Annotated in this window: 15 protein-coding genes and 1 pseudogene; all 16 read right to left on the reverse strand. The window is 71.4% G+C overall.

The features are described from left to right. Positions 1-97 precede the first annotated feature (97 nt). The 16 genes and pseudogenes from UC35_RS01115 to UC35_RS01190 all read right to left on the reverse strand — a co-directional run bounded on the left by UC35_RS01115 (position 98) and on the right by UC35_RS01190 (position 21,075). Entirely contained in the window at positions 98-1,492 is a 1,395-nt protein-coding gene (locus UC35_RS01115; protein ID WP_061495274.1) for an efflux transporter outer membrane subunit, read from the reverse strand. After that, on the reverse strand, positions 1,489-4,734 hold the full coding sequence (locus UC35_RS01120) for an efflux RND transporter permease subunit (RefSeq protein ID WP_061495277.1): 3,246 nt from the start codon (positions 4,732-4,734) through the stop codon (positions 1,489-1,491). The genes UC35_RS01115 and UC35_RS01120 overlap by 4 nt, the downstream gene beginning before the upstream one ends. After that, entirely contained in the window at positions 4,735-7,908 is a 3,174-nt protein-coding gene (locus tag UC35_RS01125; protein WP_082792502.1) for an efflux RND transporter permease subunit, read from the reverse strand. Between the two features lie 129 nt (positions 7,909-8,037). Continuing rightward, positions 8,038-9,690: an efflux RND transporter periplasmic adaptor subunit gene (locus UC35_RS01130; RefSeq protein ID WP_061495280.1), complete on the reverse strand. Its 1,653-nt coding sequence runs from the start codon at positions 9,688-9,690 to the stop codon at positions 8,038-8,040. Between the two features lie 145 nt (positions 9,691-9,835). Next, on the reverse strand, positions 9,836-10,492 hold the full coding sequence (locus UC35_RS01135) for a class I SAM-dependent methyltransferase (RefSeq protein WP_061495283.1): 657 nt from the start codon (positions 10,490-10,492) through the stop codon (positions 9,836-9,838). Positions 10,493-10,513: 21 nt separating this feature from the next. Continuing rightward, positions 10,514-10,951, reverse strand: a complete 438-nt coding sequence (locus UC35_RS01140) for a universal stress protein (RefSeq protein ID WP_061495285.1) — start codon at positions 10,949-10,951, stop codon at positions 10,514-10,516. 92 nt (positions 10,952-11,043) lie between these two features. Beyond that, positions 11,044-11,592 carry a histidine phosphatase family protein gene (locus UC35_RS01145; RefSeq protein WP_061495288.1) on the reverse strand — a complete coding sequence of 183 codons (549 nt, stop codon included), beginning with the start codon at positions 11,590-11,592 and terminating at the stop codon, positions 11,044-11,046. After that, positions 11,589-12,386, reverse strand: a complete 798-nt coding sequence (locus UC35_RS01150) for an adenosylcobinamide-GDP ribazoletransferase (protein ID WP_061495291.1) — start codon at positions 12,384-12,386, stop codon at positions 11,589-11,591. Before UC35_RS01150 ends, UC35_RS01145 begins: the two co-directional genes overlap by 4 nt. After that, on the reverse strand, positions 12,386-13,429 hold the full coding sequence (gene cobT, locus UC35_RS01155) for a nicotinate-nucleotide--dimethylbenzimidazole phosphoribosyltransferase (RefSeq protein ID WP_061495294.1): 1,044 nt from the start codon (positions 13,427-13,429) through the stop codon (positions 12,386-12,388). The genes UC35_RS01150 and cobT overlap by 1 nt, the downstream gene beginning before the upstream one ends. 5 nt (positions 13,430-13,434) lie before the next feature. Beyond that, positions 13,435-14,889: a cobyric acid synthase gene (locus tag UC35_RS01160; protein WP_061495295.1), complete on the reverse strand. Its 1,455-nt coding sequence runs from the start codon at positions 14,887-14,889 to the stop codon at positions 13,435-13,437. Continuing rightward, positions 14,886-15,617: pseudogene (locus UC35_RS01165) on the reverse strand (ABC transporter ATP-binding protein); the annotation flags it as partial. The pseudogene UC35_RS01165 and the gene UC35_RS01160, both read right to left, overlap by 4 nt. A 139-nt stretch (positions 15,618-15,756) precedes the next feature. Continuing rightward, positions 15,757-16,761: a FecCD family ABC transporter permease gene (locus tag UC35_RS01170; protein WP_227820426.1), complete on the reverse strand. Its 1,005-nt coding sequence runs from the start codon at positions 16,759-16,761 to the stop codon at positions 15,757-15,759. An 8-nt stretch (positions 16,762-16,769) separates the two neighbouring features. Beyond that, the gene (locus UC35_RS01175) at positions 16,770-17,639 is read right to left on the reverse strand and encodes an ABC transporter substrate-binding protein (protein WP_061495298.1); all 870 of its coding nucleotides are present in this window, start codon (positions 17,637-17,639) and stop codon (positions 16,770-16,772) included. Positions 17,640-17,760: 121 nt separating this feature from the next. Next, positions 17,761-18,336, reverse strand: a complete 576-nt coding sequence (locus tag UC35_RS01180; RefSeq protein WP_082792504.1) for a bifunctional adenosylcobinamide kinase/adenosylcobinamide-phosphate guanylyltransferase — start codon at positions 18,334-18,336, stop codon at positions 17,761-17,763. After that, on the reverse strand, positions 18,329-19,138 hold the full coding sequence (locus UC35_RS01185) for an ABC transporter substrate-binding protein (RefSeq protein ID WP_061495305.1): 810 nt from the start codon (positions 19,136-19,138) through the stop codon (positions 18,329-18,331). The genes UC35_RS01180 and UC35_RS01185 overlap by 8 nt, the downstream gene beginning before the upstream one ends. Positions 19,139-19,143: 5 nt before the next feature. Then, entirely contained in the window at positions 19,144-21,075 is a 1,932-nt protein-coding gene (locus UC35_RS01190; protein WP_061495308.1) for a TonB-dependent receptor, read from the reverse strand. Positions 21,076-21,090: the final 15 nt, after the last annotated feature.

The raw sequence follows: 21,090 nt of genomic DNA on the forward strand, positions 1-21,090 counted from the left end.
GGCGGCGCTCCTCGGTGTCCGATGCCCGCAGTGCGGGGTTGGCGCAAGAATAATCCGCGGCCGCTGAGCCGTCTATGTCGCGATGGTAAAGATGGCGCTAGAGCCCCGCCCAACCGCCGCCCAGCGACTGGATCAGCGCCACCGCCGCCACCTGCCGGTCGGAGGAGGCTTGCGCCAGCGCCTGGCGCGCGTTGAGCGCGGCCACCTGCGCGATCACCACCTCGGTGTAGCCCACCTGCCCGGCCTGGTAGCGATTGAGCACCTGCTGCTCGACCAGGTTGGCGGCCTCCGTCGCCTGCTGGCGGAAAGCCAGTTGGTCGCGCAGCACGCGGGCGGCGACCAGCTGGTCCTCGACGTCCTGGAAGGCGGTCAGCACGGTCTGGCGATAGCGCGCAGCTTCCTCGTCGTGCGCTGCCCGCGCGCCTTCCACGCGGGCCCGGGTGGCGCCCGCGTCGAACACGGTCTGCGCGACCGAGGCGCCCAAGGTCCAGAACCGGGCCGACACATCGAAGAGACTGGTGATGCTCGCCGCCGCCCCGCCGGCGCTGCCCGTCAGGGTCAGGCTCGGGTAGTAGCCGGCCTCGGCGACACCGATCTGCGCATTGGCCTGCGCGACGCGGCGCTCGGCCGCGGCGATGTCGGGCCGGCGCTGCAGCAGCGTGGAAGGCAGGGCCAGGGGGACCTCGGGCACCACCAACGCGCCGGCTTCGCGCGGGGCGAGGTCGAAGCCGGCGGGCGGGCGCCCCACCAGCACCGCGATCGCGTGCTCCAAAACGGCGCGCTGGCGGTCGAGCAGGAGCAGCTCGGCCTGGGCATTGGCCAGCACGGTTTGCGCCTGCAGCACGTCGGTGCGCGCGGCGATGCCGGCGTCATAGCGGTTCGACGTGATGCCCAGCGAGCGCTGGAAGCTGGCGATGGTGCTGGCCTGCAGCGAGCGCGCGATGTCGAGCTGGCGCAGGTTGAAGTAGCTGGCGGCGAGTTCGCCCTGCGTCGCCAGCTTCGCCGCCTGCAGGTCGGCCGCCCCGGCCTGCTCGCCCGCCTGCGCGCCCTCGACGCTGCGCCGCAGGCGCCCCCAGACGTCGGGCTCCCAGGCCGCGCCGATGCCGAACTGGTAGCTGCTGCCGCGGCGCGTGCTGCCCTGCCCGCCCGCGCGCGCGGCGCTGCCCGTGAGGTTGACGGTCGGGAACAGCGAGGCGCGCTGCACGGCCAGCAACGCCCGCGCCTGCTCGTAGCGGGCGACCGCGATGGCCACGTTCTGGTTGTCCACATCGACCCGCGAGGCCAGGTCGTTCAGCACCGGGTCTTCGAACAGCTGCCACCAGGGCCCGCGCTCCAGCGTGTCGGCCGGCGCCGCCTTGACCCAGTAGCCCTGCCCTTCCTTGAAAGCCACCGGCGTCTGGACTTCGGGCCGCTGGTAGTCCGGTCCCACCGCGCAGCCGGCAAGGACCGCGGCCAAGGCCAGCGAAGCGAGGATGCATTTGTCGTTCTTCATGTCGTGACGGGCTGTTCGGTGTGGCGCGCCAGTTCCCGCTCCTGCGGGCTGCGCCGGCGCAGCTTGTCCAGCAGCAGGTACACCACCGGCGTGGTCAGCAGCGTGATCACCTGGCTGGCGATGAGGCCGCCGATGATGGCGATGCCCAGCGGCCGCCGCAGCTCGGCGCCTTCGCCGAAGCCGACGGCCAGCGGCAAGGCGCCCAGCGCCGCCGCCAGCGTGGTCATCAGGATCGGGCGGAAGCGCAGCAGGCAGGCCTCGCGCACCGCCGCCAGCGGCGACAGGCCACGCGAGCGCTCGGCTTCCAGCGCGAAGTCGATGATCAGGATCGCGTTCTTCTTGACGATGCCGATCAACAGGAACAGGCCGATCAGCGCGATGATGGACAACTCCATCTTGAAGATCAGCAGCGCCAGCACCGCGCCCACGCCCGCCGAAGGCAGGGTGGACAGCACCGTCACCGGATGCACCAGGCTCTCGTAGAGGATGCCCAGCAGGATGTAGATCACCACGATGGCCGCCAGGATCAGCATCGGCTGCTTCTGCTGCGAATCCTGGGCGGCGCGCGCCGTGCCCTGGAAGCTGCCGCGCACGTTGTTCGGCACCGCGATCTGTGCCTCCGCCTCGCGCACGGCCGCCTGGGCGTCCGACAGGGTGTAGCCTTCGGCCAGGTTGTACGAGATGGTCGTCGCGAGTTCCGCGTCCTGGTGGTTGACGGCGCCGGCGGCAGGCCGCTCGGCCAGGCGCGCGATGGCCGACAGCGGCACCATGGTCGCGGCAGTGGCGCTCACCGGCCGGCCGGTGGCCTGGTCGCGCAGGCCGGGGTTGATCGGCGTGCCGGAGACGGTGCTCGTGGCGGTGGTGGCCGCAGTCGAGTTCACCGGAACGGTGATGCTGCCCGCAGTGCCGCGTGCGGGCACATAGATGTCGCCCAGCGACAGCGGGCTGCGCATGTACTGCTGCGCGACCCCCAGCACCACGCGGTACTGGTTCAGCTCGTCGTAGATGGTCGCCACCTGGCGCTGGCCGAATGCGTTGTACAGCGCGTTGTCCACGTCGCGCAGGTTGATGCCCAGGCGCGCGGCCGAGTCCTTGTCCACATCGACGTAGACCTCGACGCCGTTCTCCTGTTGGTCGGTGTCGACGTCCACCAGCGCCGGCTGGGCCTTCATGGCCTCGGCCAGGCGAGCCGCCCAGCGCTTGAGGTCGGCCACGTTGTCGCTCTTGAGCGTGTACTGGTAGGTGCTGTTGCTCTGGCGCCCGCCCATGCGCAGGTCCTGCACTGGGTTGAGGAACAGGGTCACGCCCGTCACCTGGGCCAGCTGCGGGCGCAGGCGCGCGATCACCGCCTGCCCGCGCACGTCGCGCTGCGACGCGGGCTTGAGGTTGATCGACACGAAGCCGCCGCCGGCGCGCCCGCCGCCGGTGAAGCCGACCACGTTCTCCACCGCGGGATCGCTCTGGATGATGTTCACCAGCTGCCGCAGCTTCTCCTGCATGGCCTGGAACGAGATGCTCTGGTCGGCGCGCAGGCCGCCCTGGATCTGCGCCGTGTCCTGCTGCGGGAAGAAGCCCTTGGGGATCATCACGAACAGGTAGACGTTCAGCCCGATCACCAGCGCCAGCACCGCCAGCACCAGCCACTGCGCCGACAGCGCCCAGTCCAGGCTGTGCGCATAGCCGCGTTGCACGGCCACGAACAGCCGCTCGAAGAACCGCGAGATGCGTCCCGCCGGCCGGTCGTGCGCACGCGGGTGCAGCAGCCAGGCGCACATCATGGGTGTGGTGGTGAGCGAGATCAGCAGCGAGATCATCACCGCGGCCGACAGGGTCACGGCGAATTCGCGGAACAGCCGGCCCACCTGGCCGCCCATGAACAGCAGCGGGATGAACACCGCCACCAGCGACAGGCTGATCGACAGCACCGTGAAGCCGACCTCGCGCGCGCCCAGCAGCGCCGCCTTGAAGCGGTCCATGCCGGCCTCGATGTGCCGGCTGGTGTTCTCCAGCACCACGATGGCGTCGTCGACCACGAAACCGGTGGCCACCGTCAGCGCCATCAGGCTCAGGTTGTTGAGCGAGAAGCCCAGCAGCCACATCACGCCGAAGGTCCCCAGCAGCGACACCACGGTGGCGATCGCCGGGATGAAGGTGGCCCGCGCGCTGCGCAGGAAGGCGCTGACCACCAGCACCACCAGGGCGATGGCGATCAGCAGCGTCAGTTCCACTTCGTGCAGCGAGGCGCGGATGGAGCGCGTGCGGTCGGTGGCGACCTGCAGCTTGATGTCGCTGGGCAGTTGGTCCGACAGCTCGGGCAGCAGTTCCCTCACCTTGTCCACGGTCTGGATCGCGTTGGCGCCCGGCTGCAGCGTGACCAGCACGACCACCGCCGGCTGGCCGCTGAACAGGCCCAGGGTGTTGATGTTCTCCACGCCGTCCGTAACCTGCGCCACGTCCGACAGGCGGATCGCCGCGCCGTTGCGCCAGGCGACCACCAGCCCGCGGTAGTCGGCGGCCGTGGCCCGGCCCTTGTCGCTGGTGCGCGTGGTGGTGTAGATCTGCAGTGCGCGGCCGTCGCCTTCGATGATCCCCTTGGGCCGGTTGGCGTTGTTCGCCTGCAGCGCCGCGCGCACGTCCTCCGAGCTGACGCCCCAGCGGCTGAGCGCCATGGGCAGCATGTCCACCCGCACCGCCGGCAGCGATCCGCCGCCGAGCTCCACGTCGCCCACGCCCTGCACCTGCGAGATGCGCTGCTGCACGACGTTGGACACCGCGTCGTAGATCTGGCCGGGCGAGCGCGTCGGCGACGTCAGCGCCAGGATCACCACCGGCGCAGCCGAGGGATTGGCCTTGCGGTAGGTCGGGTTGCTGCGCAGGTTGGCCGGCAGGTCGGCACGCGCGGCGTTGATGGCCGCCTGCACCTCGCGCGCGGCCGAGTCGATCTGCCGGTTCAGGTCGAACTGCAGCGTGACGCGCGTGTTGCCCACGTTGCTGCTGGAGGTGATCTCGTTGACGCCGGCGATGACGCCCAGCCGGCGCTCCAGCGGCGTCGCCACGCTGGTGGCCATGGTCTCCGGCGAGGCGCCCGGCAGGTTGGCGCTGACCGAGATCACCGGGTAGTCCACCTGCGGCAGCGGCGCCACCGCCAGCACGAAGAACGCGCCAATGCCCGCCAGCGCCAGCCACACGGTGAGCAGTACCGTGGCGACCGGGCGTTCGATGAAGGGCTTGGAGAGGTTCATCTACTCTGCGCTGGCGGAGCGCCCCCACCCCTGCCCTCCCCCGGCGGGGGAGGGAGTTCCGCTTGTTCCCTCCCCTTCCGGGGGAGGGTTGGGGTGGGGGCCCTTCGTGCCCCACCGGCGTCCCAGCCGGTCGAACCACAGATAGATCACCGGCGTCGTGAACAGCGTCAGCATCTGGCTGACGATCAGCCCGCCGAAGATCGCCAGGCCCAGCGGACGGCGCAGCTCGGCGCCATCGCCCCAGCCGAACATCAACGGCACGGCGGCGCCGAGCGCGGCCAACGTGGTCATCAGGATCGGCCGGAAGCGCAGCAGCGCCGCCTGCCGGATGGCGTCGCGCGGCGCCTTGCCTTCCTTGCGTTCGGCCTCGATCGCGAAGTCGATCATCATGATCGCGTTCTTCTTGACGATGCCGATCAGCAGGATGATGCCGATGATGCCGATCACGCCCAGATCGTGGCCGGCCAGCAGCAGCGCCAGCAGCGCGCCCACGCCCGCCGAGGGCAGCGTGGACAGGATGGTGAGCGGGTGGATGTAGCTCTCGTACAGCACGCCCAGCACGATGTACACGCACACCACCGCCGCCAGGATCAGCCAGAGCTCGTTGGCCAGCGAGGCCTCGTAGGCGCCGGAGGCGCCGATGAAGGTCATGCTCACCCCGGGCGGCAGCTGGATGTCGCGCGCCGCCTGGCGGATCGCATCCACCGCGGTGCCCAGGGCAACCCCCGGCGCAGCGTCGAAATTCACGGTCGTCGCCGGGTATTGCGCCACGTGGGTGATCTGCAGCGGCGCGCGCCGCTCCACGATCCGCGCGATGGCCGACAGCGGCGTGGTGTCGCCCGAGGCGGTCTTGAGCTGCACCATGCCCAGCGAGGCCGGCGAGGCCGAGCTGTCCGGCCGTGCCTCCAGGATCACCCGGTACTGGTTGGTCTGGGTGAAGATGGTGGAGACGATGCGCTGGCCGAAGGCGCTGTAGAGGGCGTCGTCGATCGCCGAGGCGGTGATGTTCAGGCGCGCCGCCGTGTCGCGGTCGATCTCCACATACACCGCCGCACCGGTCGCGCCGGCGTCGGTGCTCACGTTGCGCACCTGGTGCACCGACTGAAGCTGCTGCACCAGGCGGGCCGCCCAGTCGGAGACCACCGCATTGTCGGCGCCCTCCAGCGCGAAGCGGTACTGCGTGGGGCCGGTTTCCGCATCGATGGTCAGGTCCTGCGTCGGCTGCAGGTAGAGCGTGGCGCCCGGCACGGCGTGGGCGCGATCGCGCAGGCGCTGCATCAGCAGGTCCTGATCGCCGTGGCCGCGGCGCAGGTTGATCAGCATGCGGCCGGTGTGCAGCATGGTGTTGTTGGCCGCGTCCACGCCGACGAAGCTCGAGTGCGATTCGACGTCGGGGTCTTCCATGATCGCGCGCGCCACTTCCTGCTGCAGCGCCGCCATCGCGGGATACGACACCGACTGCGCCGCCTGCACGCGCGCCTGCAACTGGCCGGTGTCCTGCGTGGGGAACAGGCCCTTGGGCATGAAGACGTAGAGGAGCACCGTGAGCACCAGCGTTGCCAGCGCCACCAGCAAGGTCAGGGGTTGCCGGTCCAGCACCCAGCCGAGCCAGCGGTCGTAGCTGGCGATCAGCTGGTCGAAGCGGCGCTGCAGGCGCCCGCCCCAACCCGTCTCGCCGCCCGGGTGGGCGACCAGCCAGCGGCCCGACATCATGGGCACCAGCGTCAGCGACACCACCGCGGAGATCAGGATGGTGATCGCCAGGGTCATCGCGAACTCGCGGAACAGCCGGCCCACCACGTCCCCCATGAACAGCAGCGGGATCAGCACCGCGATCAGTGACACCGTCAGCGAGATGATGGTGAAGCCGATCTCGCTCGCGCCCTGGTAGGCCGCCTGCAGCGGTGGCTTGCCCTCCTCGATGTGCCGGGAGATGTTCTCGATCATGACGATGGCATCGTCCACCACGAAGCCGGTGGCGATGGTCAGCGCCATCAGCGACAGGTTGTTCAGGCTGTAGCCGAGCAGGTACATGGCGCCGCAGGTGCCCACCAGCGAAATGGGCACCGCGAGGCTGGCGATCACCGTGGCGCGCGGGCTGTGCAGGAAGGCGAAGATCACCAGCACCACCAGCACCACGGCCAGCGCCAGTTCCAGCTGCACGTGATGGACCGAAGCGCGGATACCGGTCGTGCGGTCGCTCAGCACCTCCGCATGGACCGCGGCCGGCAGGCCCGCCGTCAACTCGGGCAGGCGCTGCTTGATCGCATCGACGGTGGCGATCACGTTGGCGCCCGGTTGCCGCTGCACGTTCAGGATCACCGCCGGCTTGAGCTGGCCGCCGACCACGGCCCAGGCGCCCAGCTGCACGTTCTCGGCGCTTTCCACCGCGCGCGCGATGTCGGACACGCGCACCGGCGCGCCGTTGCGGTAGGCCACCACCAGGCTCTGGTAGTCGGCCGCGGTCATCAGCTGGTCGTTGGCATTGATGGTGTAGGCGCGCGTCGGGCCGTCAATGCTGCCCTTGGCCCCGTTCGCGTTGGAACCGGTGATGGCCGTGCGCACGTCGGACAGCGACAGGCCGTAGGACGCCAGCGCGCGCGTGTCCACCTGGATGCGCACTGCCGGGCGCTGGCCGCCCGAAAGCGTGACCAGGCCGACGCCGTTGACCTGGCTGATCTTCAGCGCCAGCCGCGTGTTGGCGATGTTTTGCACCTCGGTCAGCGGCAGGGTGTCGGAGGTCAACGCCACCGACAGCACCGGTGCGTCGGCCGGGTTCACCTTGGCATAGACCGGCGGCGCCGGCAGGTCGGCCGGCAGCAGCGTGCCGCTGGCGTTGATCGCCGCCTGCACCTGCTGTTCGGCCACATCCAGCGCCAGGCCCAGGCTGAACTGCAGCGTCACGATGGAGACGCCGGCTGCGCTGGTGGAACTCATGCGCGCCAGCCCCGGCATCTGCCCGAACTGGCGCTCCAGCGGCGCCGTGACGGTCTGCGCCATCACCTCGGGGCTGGCGCCCGGGTACAGCGTCTGCACCTGGATGGTCGGGTAGTCGACCTGCGGCAGCGCCGACAGCGGCAGGAAGCGGAAGCCCACCAGGCCGGCCAGCACGATGGCCAGCATCAGCAGCGCGGTGGCGACCGGCCGCTGGATGAAGGGACGGGACGGGCTCATGGGAAGGCTAAAGAGAAGCTCCTTCCCCCTTCGGGGGAAGGCTGGGATGGGGGCGCTGCGCAATTGGGCGAGCGAGCGAGCGCCCCCACCCCCGCCCTCCCCCGGAGGGGGAGGGAGCGAAAACAGCGCTCATTGACCGCCCCCTTCGCGCCGGCGCTGCTGCATCGAGCGCCAGCGCTCCAGCGCCTGCGGATCGCCGCGGTCGATCGCGTCGAGGAAGCGCTTGCGCCGCTCGAGTTGCTCGGGGTCGTCCTTCACCGCGTCGAGCATGCGTTGGCGCTGTTCGGCGGTGGGCTTGTCGCCCGCCGGCGCGGCCTGCGCCGTGGCGGTGGCTTGGCTGGGCGCAGCCGTCGCCGCCGCTGCCGCTGCCGGGGAAGACTTGCCCGCAGCGGGCGCCGAGCCGCGCGCAGCCACCTGGGGTGCGGCCGCTGCGGCCGCCGGCGTCTGCGAATCGCCCGGGGCCGAGGCCGGCGCTTGCGGCGTGCCCGCGCCCGAAGCGGCGCGCCGCCGCCCGGAACCCTGGGCGCCGGTGGCCGGCGCATCGCCCGGCAGGATCACGCGCGAGCCGTCACGCAGGCGGTCGGCGCCTTCGGTGATCACCCGCTCGCCCAACTGCAGGCCGTTGGCGATCTGCATGCGGTCCACCGTGGCCTGGCCGGTCTTGACCGGCCGGATCGCCACCGTGCGGTCCTCCTTGAGCACGAACACGAAATCGCCGCCGCTGCCGCGGCGCACCGCGGCCACCGGCACCACGACCGCATCGCGTATGGTGCGCACGTTCAGCTGCACGTTGACGAACTGGCTGGGAAAGAGCTGGCCGCGGCGGTTGTCGAAGCGGGCCTTGGCGCGCACGGTGCCGGTCTGGGTGTCGACCTGGTTGTCCAGCGATGCGAAGGCGCCCGTGTCCAGCACGTTGGCGCGCGTGCGGTCCAGCGCCTTGGCTTCCATCGGCTTGCCGGCGCTGTTCATGATCTCGGGCGCCAGGTCCTGCGGGATCGCGAACTCCACGTCGATCGGCGACAGCTGGGTGATCAGGGCCACGCCGTTGGCGTCGCTGGGCGTCACCAGGTTGCCGGCATCCACCGTGCGCAGGCCGGCGCGGCCGGCCACGGGCGCGGTGATGCGCGTGTACTCCAGGTTCAGGCGCGCCGTGCCCTCGTTGGCCTTGTCCACCACCAGCGCGGCTTCCAGCTGCTTGACCTGCGCCTCCTGCGTGTCCACGTCCTGGCGCGCGATGGAATCCTGCCGCAGCAGCGTGCGATAGCGCTCCAGCGTGACGCGCGCCGCCGCCAGCTGCGCCTCGTCCTTCATGCGCTGGCCGGTGGCCTGCTGCAGCGCCATGTCGAACTGGCGCGGGTCGATCACGGCAAGCACCTCGCCCTTCCTGACCATCTGTCCTTCCTTGAACAGCACCTGCTGCAGAACGCCGGAGACCTGCGGCCGCACCCGCACCATCGCCTGCGGCACCACCGTGCCCAGGGCCTCGACCACGATCGGGATGTCGGCGCGCTCGGCGGTGGCGACGCCGACCGTGGTCGGCGGCACGCGCGCGCCACCCGGGCCGCCGAAGCCGTTGGCGCCCGGCGCGCCCTGCCGCGCGCCGCCAGCCGCTTGCGGTGCCCCGGGACGCGTGAGGTCCCAGGCCAGCCACGCCAGGCCCGCCACCACCAGCAGCGCGATCACGCTGCCGATCAGCGTGGCGCGCCGGCTGATTCGCCGCGCCGGCGGCGAGGGCTGTTCGGACGGGCGCGCTTCGCTGCGCGTCTCGGGCGTCGGATCCATGGGCTTCCTTGTGATGGCGCTGGCTTTCGCCAAAGATGATGCCTCACGAATCGGCCGGTCGCGCACGCGAAAGTAATCAGGCCCTGCTCGCGGGCAGGAACTTTACTGAGGATTTACCCTCGATTTACCCGGCGCTCACTGGGCGTCAATGCGCTCGGGGCGCGTGAAGCCCACGCAGCAGGAAGATCGCGCCGAAGCCCGTGCTTTCGACCTCGACATCCTCGAGCCGCGCGGCCAGCAGTTCCCAGGGACGCACCAGGCCGTCGAGGCGGCTGACGGAATACATGGCCGCCGCCATCACGAAGCCGTTGGCGGCCCAGGCCCAGGGCGGCGCCCATTGCAGGCCGACGGCGACGACGCGCGCGCCCGGCTTGAGGTGCGCCAGCACGTTGTCCAGCGAGGGCTCGTGGCGCAGGATGTCGTGCGTGAAATGGAACAGGGCCGCATCGGCCAGGCCCTGGAACTCGGCCTCCGACGCCGCGGCCTCCACCAGTTCCACGTTGCCCCAGTGGCATGCCGCCACGCGCGCCTCGGCCCGCGCCAGCATCTCGGGGCATTGCTCGATCCCGGTGATCCGGCCGCGCGGACCCACCCGGCTGCGAAGGCCGTCGAAGCTCAGTCCCGTGCCGCAGCCCACATCCAGCACCTGCTCGCCCGGCCGCAGCCCGAGCAGCGCGATGGCGTGCGCGCGGACCGGCTCGAACACCAGCAGTTCGGCGTCATAGTGCGGCGCGCGCTGGCGGTATTGAGCCTGCGCGACGGAACGGCCGGGCGCCCGGCCAGAGGCAGGGGCTTTGGGCATGGCAGGTAAGGTGAAGCTGTTCTACTGCGTGATGACAACGAGCACGCTGCAGGGCGCGTGCTCGATCAGCGCACCGGAGATGGAGCCGCGCCACCAGCGCGCGGCCCAGCTGTCCAGGTGCTTGTGGCCGACGACGACCAGGTTCGCATCGACCTTGCGGGCGTATTTGGTGATCTCGTCCACCGCTTCGCCCACCACGACTTCGCCGCGCGCCGAGGCGCCGATGCCGGACAGCCGCCGCACGCCATCGTCGAGGATGGCCTGGTGCTTCTGCTTTTCGCGCTCTTCGAGTTCGATGTCGTACACCCCGCCTTCCAGGCCCACGAAACTCATGGCCGAAGGCATCACCGCGATGAGGAAGAGCTCGGAGCGGCTCCACTGCGCGATTTCCTGGCAATCCAGCAAGGCCTTCTGGCCGGCATCCGAACCGTCGTAAGCCAACAGAATTCGCTTGTACATGGCGTTCTCCGCGTCGCGAGGTGGCCCAAGCATAGACCGCCAATGCGCCGCGCACAACACGCAGGTATTACGGCGTTTTCCCTGAGATGATGTCAGACAAGCTGGATGCAGGCGGCCTGGCCGAAACCCAGGCCCTCGCGCGGCCAGTCGGCGGCGTTGCGCGGCAACGTCACGCCCGCGGCCAGCAGCGAAACCGCGCGGATGACGCCGGCGTGCGTGATCCACAGCGAGTCCGCACCACGATGGCGCGCCTCCGCCAGCGCCGCGGCCGCGCGCGCCATCAGCTGCGCCACCGATTCGCCGCCGCCGCAGGCATGGTGGGCGAAGTCCGCGGTCCAGCGCTCGAACTCTGCCGGGGCGATGGCGTCCCAGCGCTGTTGCTCCCAGGCGCCGAAATTCATCTCCGACAGGCGTGCGTCGCTGCGATACGCGAGGTCGGAACGCAGTCCCTGCAACGCGTCGGCCAACTGGAGGCAGCGTGCCAGCGGCGAGCTGCTCACGGCCAGTCCAGGCGGCAAGCCGGCCGCCAGCCGCTGCGCCGCCTCGCGCGTGGCCTGGTCATCGGCCGGCACGTCACTGGCGCCGTAGCACACGCCCTCGGCCACGACCGGCAGCGCGTGACGCACCAGCCAGAGCTTCATGCGGCCAGCGCCATGCCCAGGTAGCAGGCGATCTCGCAGGCCTGCTGGGCAGCGCCCAGGCAGTCACCGGTAAAGCCTTGCAGGCGGCGCGCGAACAGGCGCGCCATCCAGACCAGCGCCAACGCCGAACCGAGCACCGGCGCGATCAGGAACGCCGGGCCTTGCAGCGCGGCCACGGCGGCACCGGCGAGGGCCACCCAGGCGAAGGCCGCGACCAGTGTGGCCGTGCCGATCGCGTCCGCCATGGGCTTGGATTTGCTGCCGCCCTCATCGCCGACATAGGGCAGCCAGCGGATCAGCAGCAAGGGCCAGGCGCGCGAGAGCACGTGCGCCAGCACCAGCCCGGCGCACAGCACGCGCACGTCCACCGAACCGAGCAGCGCCAGCAGCGACACCTTGGCGGCCAGCGCCAGGGCGACCGCCAGCGCGCCGTAGCTGCCGATGCGCGAGTCCTTCATGATTTCCAGCGCGCGCTGGCGCTCGAAGGCGCCGCCCAGGCCATCGGCGACGTCGGCCAGCCCATCCTCGTGCAGCGCGCCGGTGAACAGGACGGTGGCGATGGTGGACAGCACCGCGGCCACCAGCGGCGCGAACGGGCCCCGCGGCAACAGCGCCAGCAGGCCGGCGGCGACACCCGCGGCGAGCAGGCCCACCAGCACGCCGATCCCGGGGAAATGCGCGGCGCTGGCGCGCAGCATCGCCGGGCTGTAGCCGACCCACGCCGCCAAGCGCCCGGTGACCGGCACACGGGTGAAGAACTGGAGGGCAAGCAGCCAGTGCCGCAAGGGGCCCATCAGCTGTCCTTGTCGGACACGCCGGCCGATTCGAAGCTGGCCATCTCGGCCAGGATCGCGCAGGCCGATTGCAGCAGCGGCCAGGCCAGCACCGCGCCCGAGCCTTCGCCCAGGCGCAGCCCCATGTCGAGCAAGGCACGCGCCGGCGTCTGCGGGTCCGGCCCCAGGTGGCGCAGCATCAGGCCATGGCCGCATTCGTCCGAGCGGTGCGAGAACACGCAGCGCTGGGTCACCTGCGGCGCCAGCCGGGTGGCCACCAGCACCGCGGCGCTGGAAATGAACCCATCGACCACGATCACGCGCCGTTCAGCCGCGGCCTGCAGCACCGCGCCCACCAGCGTCGCGATCTCGAAGCCGCCGAAAGCCGCCAGCGCCTCCAGCGGCGCGCGCGCGCCCGCATGCCGCTCCAGCACCTGCGCCAGCAGGGCGCGCTTGCGCGCCATGCCGGCCTCGTCCAGGCCGGTGCCCGCGCCCACGCAGTCGGCCAGCGGATGGCCGGTGAGCGCAGCCAGCAGCAGCGAGGCGGCCGAGGTGTTGCCGATGCCCATCTCGCCCAGCAGCACGGCATTGCCGGGCAGCTGGGCGACGATCGCGCGGCCGTTGGCGATGGCCTGCTCGCATTGCGCCGCGCTCATCGCCGGGCCTTGCGCGCTGTCGGCGGTGCCGGGCCCGAGTTTGCGCGACAGCAGCCCGGGGCGCGGCGCGAAGTCGTGGCGCACGCCGCAGTCCACCACCGTCAGCGCCAGCCCATGCTGGCGCGCCAGCACGCTCACGGCGGCGCCGCCGGCGAGGAAGTTCTCCACCATCTGCCAGGTGACGTCGCTCGGATAGGCCGACACGCCGCGGGCGGCCAGGCCATGGTCACCGGCGCAAACCAGCACCTGCGCCTCGCGCAGCTGCGGCGTTTCGCTGCCCAGGATCAGGCCGAGCTGCAAGGCCAGTGTCTCCAGCCGGCCGAGCGCGCCCAGGGGTTTGGTCTTGCGGTCGATCCTATGCTGCAGCCGCGCGGCCAGCACAGGGTTGTGGATGTCGTCGATATGCATGGATGTCAGGGAGAAGCGATGAGCCCGTGAAGCACGCCGGGCTCGAAATGACGGTCGATGAAATCCGCCAGGCCGTCGAACACGGTGTCCAGCGTGGGCGCGGCGGCTCCGAACAGGGCGTGCAGCACGGCCGGGTCTTCGAACAGGCCGTGCAGGTACAGGCCCAGCACATTGCCGCGGTCGTTCTGCCAGCCGAGCGCGTGCGGCAGCACTGCGCGGGCCGGGGCCATGCCCGGATGCTGCGCAGTGTGGCCGTGGTGGATCTCGTAGCCGCCGACTTCCACGTGCGACAGCGCCGCCCACGGACCGGCCAGCGGCGCGAAGCGCGCCCAGGTGCGCTGCACCGTCTTGTCCGGCGCGAACTGCGTGACCAGCGGCAGCAGGCCGAGCCCGGGCGCGTTGCCGTCGATGCCGTGGGGATCGACCAGCGCCTCGCCCAGCATCTGCAGCCCGCCGCACACGCCCAGCACCGGCCGGCCGGCGCCCGCGTGGGCGGCGATCGAGCGGTCCAGGCCCTGCGTCCGCAGCCAGGCCAGGTCGCTGCTGGTGTGCTTGGAGCCGGGCAGCACGATCCAGTCGGCGCCGGCGAGCTCGGCGGGGCTGCGGGCCCACACCAGCTGCACCCCCGGCAGGTTGGCCAGCGGCTGGAATTCGTCGAGGTTGCTGATGCGCGGATAGGCGACGATGGCGACGGTGCGCTGCGGCGCGCCGTGCACAGGCTGGGCGAACGCGTGTCCGTACCAGCCGTCCTCTTCCGGCAGGCCGTGGTCGCGCCACATGGGCAGGGTGGCGACCGTGGGCACGCCGGTGAGGTCCTGCAGCATCTGCGGCGCCGGCTTCAGCAGCTGGGCGTCGCCGCGGAATTTGTTCAGCACGAAGCCGCGGATGCGGCGGCGGTCCGCCTCGGGCAACAGCGCCCAGGTGCCGTACAGATGCGCGAAGGCGCCGCCGCGGTCGATGTCGGACACCAGCAGGCAGGCCGCGTCGGCATGGCGCGCCACCCACAGGTTGACGATGTCGTCGGCCTGCAGGTTGATCTCGGCCGGCGAGCCGGCGCCCTCGATCACGACCACGTCGTTGTCCGCCCGCAGTTCGTCGAGCGCACCGGCGACCGCCGGCCAGACGCTGGCGCTGCGGCCGCGCCAGGGCTTGCGGGTCAGCTCCTCGTCGACACGGCCGAACAGCACCACCTGGCTGTGGTCGTCGCGCTCGGGCTTGAGCAGCAGCGGGTTCATGCGGGCGTCGGGCTGCGCGCGCGCGGCCAATGCCTGGAAGTACTGGGCGCTGCCGATCTCGCCGCCGGGGACCACGCGCGCGTTGTTGCTCATGTTCTGCGCCTTGAACGGCGCCACCTTCAGCCCCTGGCGCGCATACCAGCGGCAGAGTGCGCTGGCGAGCCAGCTCTTGCCCGCGCTGCTGGTGGTGCCCATCACCATCACGCACCGTGCCTTGTCTTTCATTCGACTGCCCTCCCCTGCTGCCCTTTGTTGTCCGCCGGCAGGGCCAGCCATTGGCCCTCCAGCGCCCGCACCTGCACGCGGTGGTCGAACACCTGCGCCAGCGCCCCGTGCGTCGCCGCATCGGCGCAGGCGCCCTGGTGCACGATGCGGCCGTTGGCCATCACCACCATGTCGTCGGCCTGCAGCGCGTGCGAAATCTCGTGCAGCACGCTGACCACCGTGCGGCCCTCGCGCACCAGCGCGCGCACCAGCGCCAGCCAGTCGGCCTGGTGCGGCGGGTCGAGGTTGGCCAGCGGCTCGTCCATCAGCAGCACGTCGGCCTGCACCGCCAGTGCGCGGGCCAGCAGCACGCGCTGGCGCTCGCCGCCGGACAGGCGGCCGAGCAGGCGTTCACGCCAGTCCCAGGCCTGGGTGGCGCGCAGCGCCTGCTCCACCGCGGCGCGGTCGGCCGCGCCCGGCGGCGCCAGCCAGGCGCGGTGCGGCAGCCGGCCCAGCATGGCGACGTCGTAGACGGTGAGGTCGTCGGCCACGCCTTCGTTCTGCCCCAGCCAGCACAGCGTGCGGGCGCGCTCGCGCGGGCCCAGCGTGTCGAGCGCGCGTCCTTGCAGCAGCACCTGGCCGCCGTGCGGCAGCAGCCCGGCCAGCACGCGCAACAGCGTGGACTTGCCGGCGCCGTTGGGTCCGACAATGCTGGTCCAGCGGCCCGCGGCGAGCCCGAGGTCAACCGCGCGCAGCACCTCGCGCCGGTGGCGGCCGGCCCCCAGACCCGCATCCACCGCCCGCGCTTCCAGGGCCAGAGCCGCGCTCATTGGATACCTCCGCCCTTGCGGGCTGCGGTGCCATGAGCCTTCGGAGCGGCCGTGCGGCTCATGACAGACGTCCCTGGCGCGAGCGCCGGTGCATCAGCCACAGCAGGTAGCTGCCGCCCAGCACGCCCGTGAGCACGCCCACGGGCAACTCCTGCGGCGCGATCAGCCATCGCGCCAGCACGTCCGCGGCCATCAGCAGCAGCCCGCCCGCCAGCGCCGAGAGCACCACCAGGCGGCCGTACGGCACCGGCGCCAGCGAACGCACCAGGTGCGGCGCCGCCAGCCCTACGAAGGCGATCAGGCCGGTCTGGGCGACGGAGGCGCCCGTGGCCAGTGCGATCACACCGACCAGCGCCGCGCGCATCGCCGGCAGCGGCAAGCCGAGGCTGGCGGCCGTGGCTTCGCCCAGCGCCAGCGCATCGAGCGTGCGGCCCAGGGACCAGGCCACCGCGAGCATGGGCAACAGCAATACCAGCATCACCGCACAGGCGCTCCAGCCGACGAAGCCGGTGCTGCCCAGCATGAAGGACTGCATGGCCTGCAGGATGTCGGGGTTGGCCAGCGTCACCAGGTCGCGCGCGGCGCCCAGCACCACGCCGACCACCACGCCCGACAGCAGCAGGCGAAGCGTGTGCACCACGCCGCTGGCGAGCACCAGCGTGAGCAGCACGCCGGCCACCGCGCCGCCGAAGGCCGCGCCCGTCAGCCCCAGGCGCACCACCCACTCGGTCGCGAAGGGCGACAGGCCGGTGAGCACCAGCGCCAGCGCCACGCCCAGCGCCGCACCCGAGGCGCTGCCCAGCAGGTAAGGATCGGCCAGCGGGTTGCGGAACAGCCCCTGCGCCACCGCCCCCGCCACGCCGAGCAGGGCCCCGGCCGCCCAGGCCCCCAGGGTGCGCGGCAGGCGGATGTCGCGCACGATCTGCCAGGCCACCGGGTCCTGCCGCGCGTCCAGCAAGCCGGCCAGGCCGGTGCTGCCCACGCTGACGCCGACCGCCAGCAGCACGGCCGCCGCCAGCAGCATGGCCAGCCCCAGGCCCAGTCCACGGCGGTCGGCTTGCATCACGACGCTCATCCGCGCCTCTTCATGCCGGAAGGATGCGCCAGGCAACGCGCCAGCAGCCGTGCCGCTTCGGGCATGCGCGGGCCCGGGCGCAGCAGCACGTCGGACTCGTCGGGGCTGAACAGGCACACCCGTCCGCTGCGCAGGGCACGCAAGCCGGCCCAACCGGGCCGCTGCGCCAGTCCCTGCGCCTCGCTGTCGCCGGCCATGATCACGTCGGGATCGGCGCGCACGACGAACTCCGGGTTGATCTGCGGAAACGGCCCCAGCTCCGGGTCGATGATGTTGCGCGCGCCCAGGCGCTGCAGTAATTCGCCCAGGAAGGAGGCCGGGCCGGCCGCATAGGGACCGCGGCTCACCTCGTAGTACACGCGCAGGTTGCGCGCCGAAGGCGGCAGCGACTGCGCGGCCGCCGCCACGCCGGCATCGATCTCGCGCCAGACGCGCTGCGCATCGGGCACCTCCAGTAACTGGCCGAGCCGCTCCAGCACGCGCCGCGCGTCGGCGGAGGTATGCGGCTCCAGCGCCAGCACCTTCACCCCCAGCGACTCCAGGCGCTGCGCGCCGCGCGACGAGGTGGCGATCAGCACCACCTCGGGCCGCAGCGCCACCACCGCTTCGATGTTGGGGTCGATGCCGCCGCCGACTTTCGGCAGGTCGCGCACCGTCGCCGGAAAATTGGAGAAGCGGTCGACGCCGACCAGCCGCCGGCACTCGCCCAGGGCACACACCGACTCGGTCAGCGAGGGCAACAGGCTCACCACCCGCTGCGGCGAGCGCGCGAAGCTCACCGTCACGCCGCGATCGTCGGTGACCTGCAGCTGCGCGGCCACGGGCAGCGCCAGCAGCAGGGCCAGCAGCGCGAGCGTCTTCCTCATTGGACAACCTCCGCCCTTGCGGGCTGCGGTGCTATGAGCCTTCGGAGCGGCCGTGCGGCTCATAGACAACCTCCGCCCTTGCGGGCTGCGGTGCTATGAGCCTTCGGAGCGGCCGTGCGGCTCATGGCCGACCCTTCAGCAGCAGTGGCAGGCCCGCGGCCATCAGCGTGACGCGTTCGCAGGCGCGCGCGGCCTGCTGGTTCAGCCGGCCCAGCGCATCGACGAAGCTGCGGTTCTCCGGCCCGAGAGGGATCACGCCCAGGCCGATCTCGTTGCTCACCAGCACCAGCGGGCCGGCGGCGGCGGCGACCGCGCGCGCGATCGCGGTGTCGGGGTCGTCGCTGAACGTCGGTTGCGCGGCGCCGGCAGCCGGCAGCATGCGGGCGGTCAGCCACAGGGTCAGGCAATCGACGACGACCAGCGTGTCAGCGCGGCTGTGAGCGCCGATGGCACGGGCCAGCTCGGTCGGTTCCTCCACCGTCTCCATCGCCGGCACGCGCTGCGCCCGGTCGCGCCGGTGGCGCGCAATGCGTTCGCGCATTTCCTCATCCCAGGCCTGCGCGGTAGCAATGTAGACCGCGCGATGGCCGGACCCGGCGTCCAGCCACGCCGCCGCCAGCGCCTCGGCGCGCGCCGTCTTGCCGCTCTTCTGGCCGCCGAGGATCAGTTCGCTGCGGGCCACGCGCAGTTCAGCCATGGGCTGCACTCCAGTCCAGGATGATGCGATGCAACTGCTCGACGCCATCGGTCAGCGCCGCCGGGCCGGGCTGCAGGATGTCGGCGGATTTGATCTCGAACAGCTGGCCGCCCTGCACGGCGTTCACCGCCTGCCAGCCGGGTCGCGCCGCCACCGCCTCGGCGCGGAACTTCTTGCCGCACCAGGACCCGATCACGATGTCGGGGTTGCGGCGCACGATCTCGGCGCCGTCGGCAATGATGCGGTCCTTCCCCATCGGCTGCACCGCCAGCTCGGGGAACACGTCGTCACCGCCGGCGATGCCCACCAGCTGCGAGACCCAGCGGATGGCGCTGATGTGCGGCTGGTCCCACTCCTCGAAGAACACGCGCGGCCGGCGCGGTAGCGCCCGGCCGGCGGCCTCGATTTCCAGCAGGCGCGCGCGCATGCCCTCCAGCAGCTCGAGCCCATCGCCCGCGCGGCCGACCATGGCAGCCACCTGGTACAGCATGGCGAAGATCTCCTCCACGCTGCGCTGGTTGAAGATGGTGACCTGCACGCCCTTGCGCACCAGCTCGGCCGCGATGTCGGCCTGCAGGTCGGAAAAACCGAACACGCAGTCCGGCCGCAACTCGAGGATCTTGTCGATCTTCGCCGACAGGAAAGCGCTCACCTTGGGCTTTTCCTGGCGGGCGCGGCGCGGCCGCACCGTGTAGCCGGAGATGCCGGCGATGCGCCCCTCCTCGCCCAGCAGGTACAGCCATTCCGTCGCTTCCTCGGTGAGGCAGACGATGCGTTGGGGTCCGCGCGGAATGGCCAGCATGGTGCCTAGAACGAAGCCCGCAGGGACGCGACAAACGCGCGCCCGGCTTCCGGGTAGATCGAGGTCGTGGTGCCCGCGTCGCAGGCGAAGGCCTGGGTGTAGAACTTGCGATCGGCGAGATTGCTCACGGACAGCGACAGCTCAGCCCAGCGCCACAGGTAGCTGTAGCGGGCGTCGATGGTCGTGTACGACGGCATCGTGCAGGCGTTCTGGAAGTCCGGATGCTGTGAGGATACCCAGATGATGCCGCCGCTGAGGCGATGCGCCGGCAACGGCGTCCAGTCGGCACGCAGCGCGAGGGTCTGGCTCGGTGCCAGCGGGATGTCCTTGCCCGCATAGGGCCCGGAGCGGAACTTGGCCTCCCGCAGCGCGGCATTCACCCGCAGGGCCAGCGCGGCGCTGGCCTGCTGCGTGGCGTCCAGCTCGAGCCCCTGGCGGCGCGTCGGGTCGAAGTTGGTGTTGGCGCCGGGAAAGCCGAAGGGCCCGGGCGCGTTCGGGTCGAACCCGATCTCGTTGGTCAGGTCGCTGCGGTACAGGCGCGCGTCCACGCGCCCCGTGGCATGGTTCCAGCGCAGCCCCATCTCGTAGTCGCGCGAGGTCTGGGGCTCGAGAATGCCGGGCGACGCGAAGCTGAACTCATCGACGTTGGGAAATCGGAAGGAGCGCCCCAGCCGGCCGTAGGCGGTCACGCCCCGCATGAGCGGCTGGCTCACCCCCAGTTCCCAGGCGTCCTGGCGATCGTCGACGCCGCCCGGGGTGGTGCTGACCTCCTTGTCGGCGCGCTCGCTGCGCACTCCCAGGGCCAGGCGGGTGCCGGCCGCCAGCGTCAGGTCGTCCTTCAGGTAGAAGGCCCTCGTGCGCTGCTGCGCGGTCGATCCGAACAGGCCGAGCACGTCGCGCGACCAGCGCTGGCCATCGAACCCCGCCAGCAGCACATTGCTCGCCGTGCCCAGCGCGGATTGGTTCCGTGCCCGCAGCGCGTAGTTCTCCGCTTCGATGTCGTAGTCGAAGGCGAAGCCGTTGTTCAGGCTGCGCAGCGTGCGCTCGCGCTTTCCGGCGTCCAGGGCCACCTGCCAGGAGCCGAGTTGCGCTTCGCCGAACACGCTGCCGCGCGAGTTGCGCGTGCTCGCGTGGTCGTTGGGCGTGTTGCTCTGCCGCGGGTTGGCCTCGTACTGCGCGGCGGTGAGCGCGCCCGGCAGGCCAGTGTCCAGCGCATCGTGCACATAGCGCGCGCCCAGGCGCAGCCATTCGTTGCTCCACTGCCCGGTGGCCGAGGCGGCATCCATGCTGGACTGGAAGTTGTCGCGATGGCCGTCGGTGTCGCGCTTCTGTCCCGACACGTCGAGCGAGAAGCCCTGCCCGCCGACATTGCCGGTGGCGCGCAGGTCGCGCAGGCCGTAGGTGCCGGCGCCCACATAGGCGGTGCCGCCAGCTGCGCGCTCCTTGCCGGCGCCGGACCGGGTGGTGACGACGATCACGCCGGCGGTGGCGCCTTCGCCGTACAGCACGGCGCCGCTGCCGCGCAGCACCTCGATGCGCTCCACGGATTCGATCGGGATGCCGGACAGGCGCGTGCCCCCCAGGTCGGCTTCGGACAGGCGCACGCCGTCGACGATGACGACCTGGTTGACATCGGCCGTGGCGCCGAAGCCGCGCAGGTCGATCTGGTATTCGCCGCCACCCAGCAGGTCGAGCCGGCCCACGACGCCGAGCACGCGCACCAGCGCCTCGTTGACGGTGGTGGCGCCGGAGCGCCGGATTTCATCGGCGGTGATCACGCTGACGCCGAACGGCAGCGAGTCGGCCAGTTCGGGAAAGCGCGTGGCCGTCACGACCACGGGCTTGAGCGCGACACTGGGTTGCGCGACGGCGGGCAGGGCCACCGAAGCGGCCAGGAACAAAGACACCGGAAGTGCCTGGAGTGCAGGTTTGGACAAGTTTCATCTCCACCG

It is taken from the genome of Ramlibacter tataouinensis, from assembly GCF_001580455.1.
In the GTDB taxonomy this organism is placed as follows: domain Bacteria; phylum Pseudomonadota; class Gammaproteobacteria; order Burkholderiales; family Burkholderiaceae_C; genus Ramlibacter; species Ramlibacter tataouinensis_B.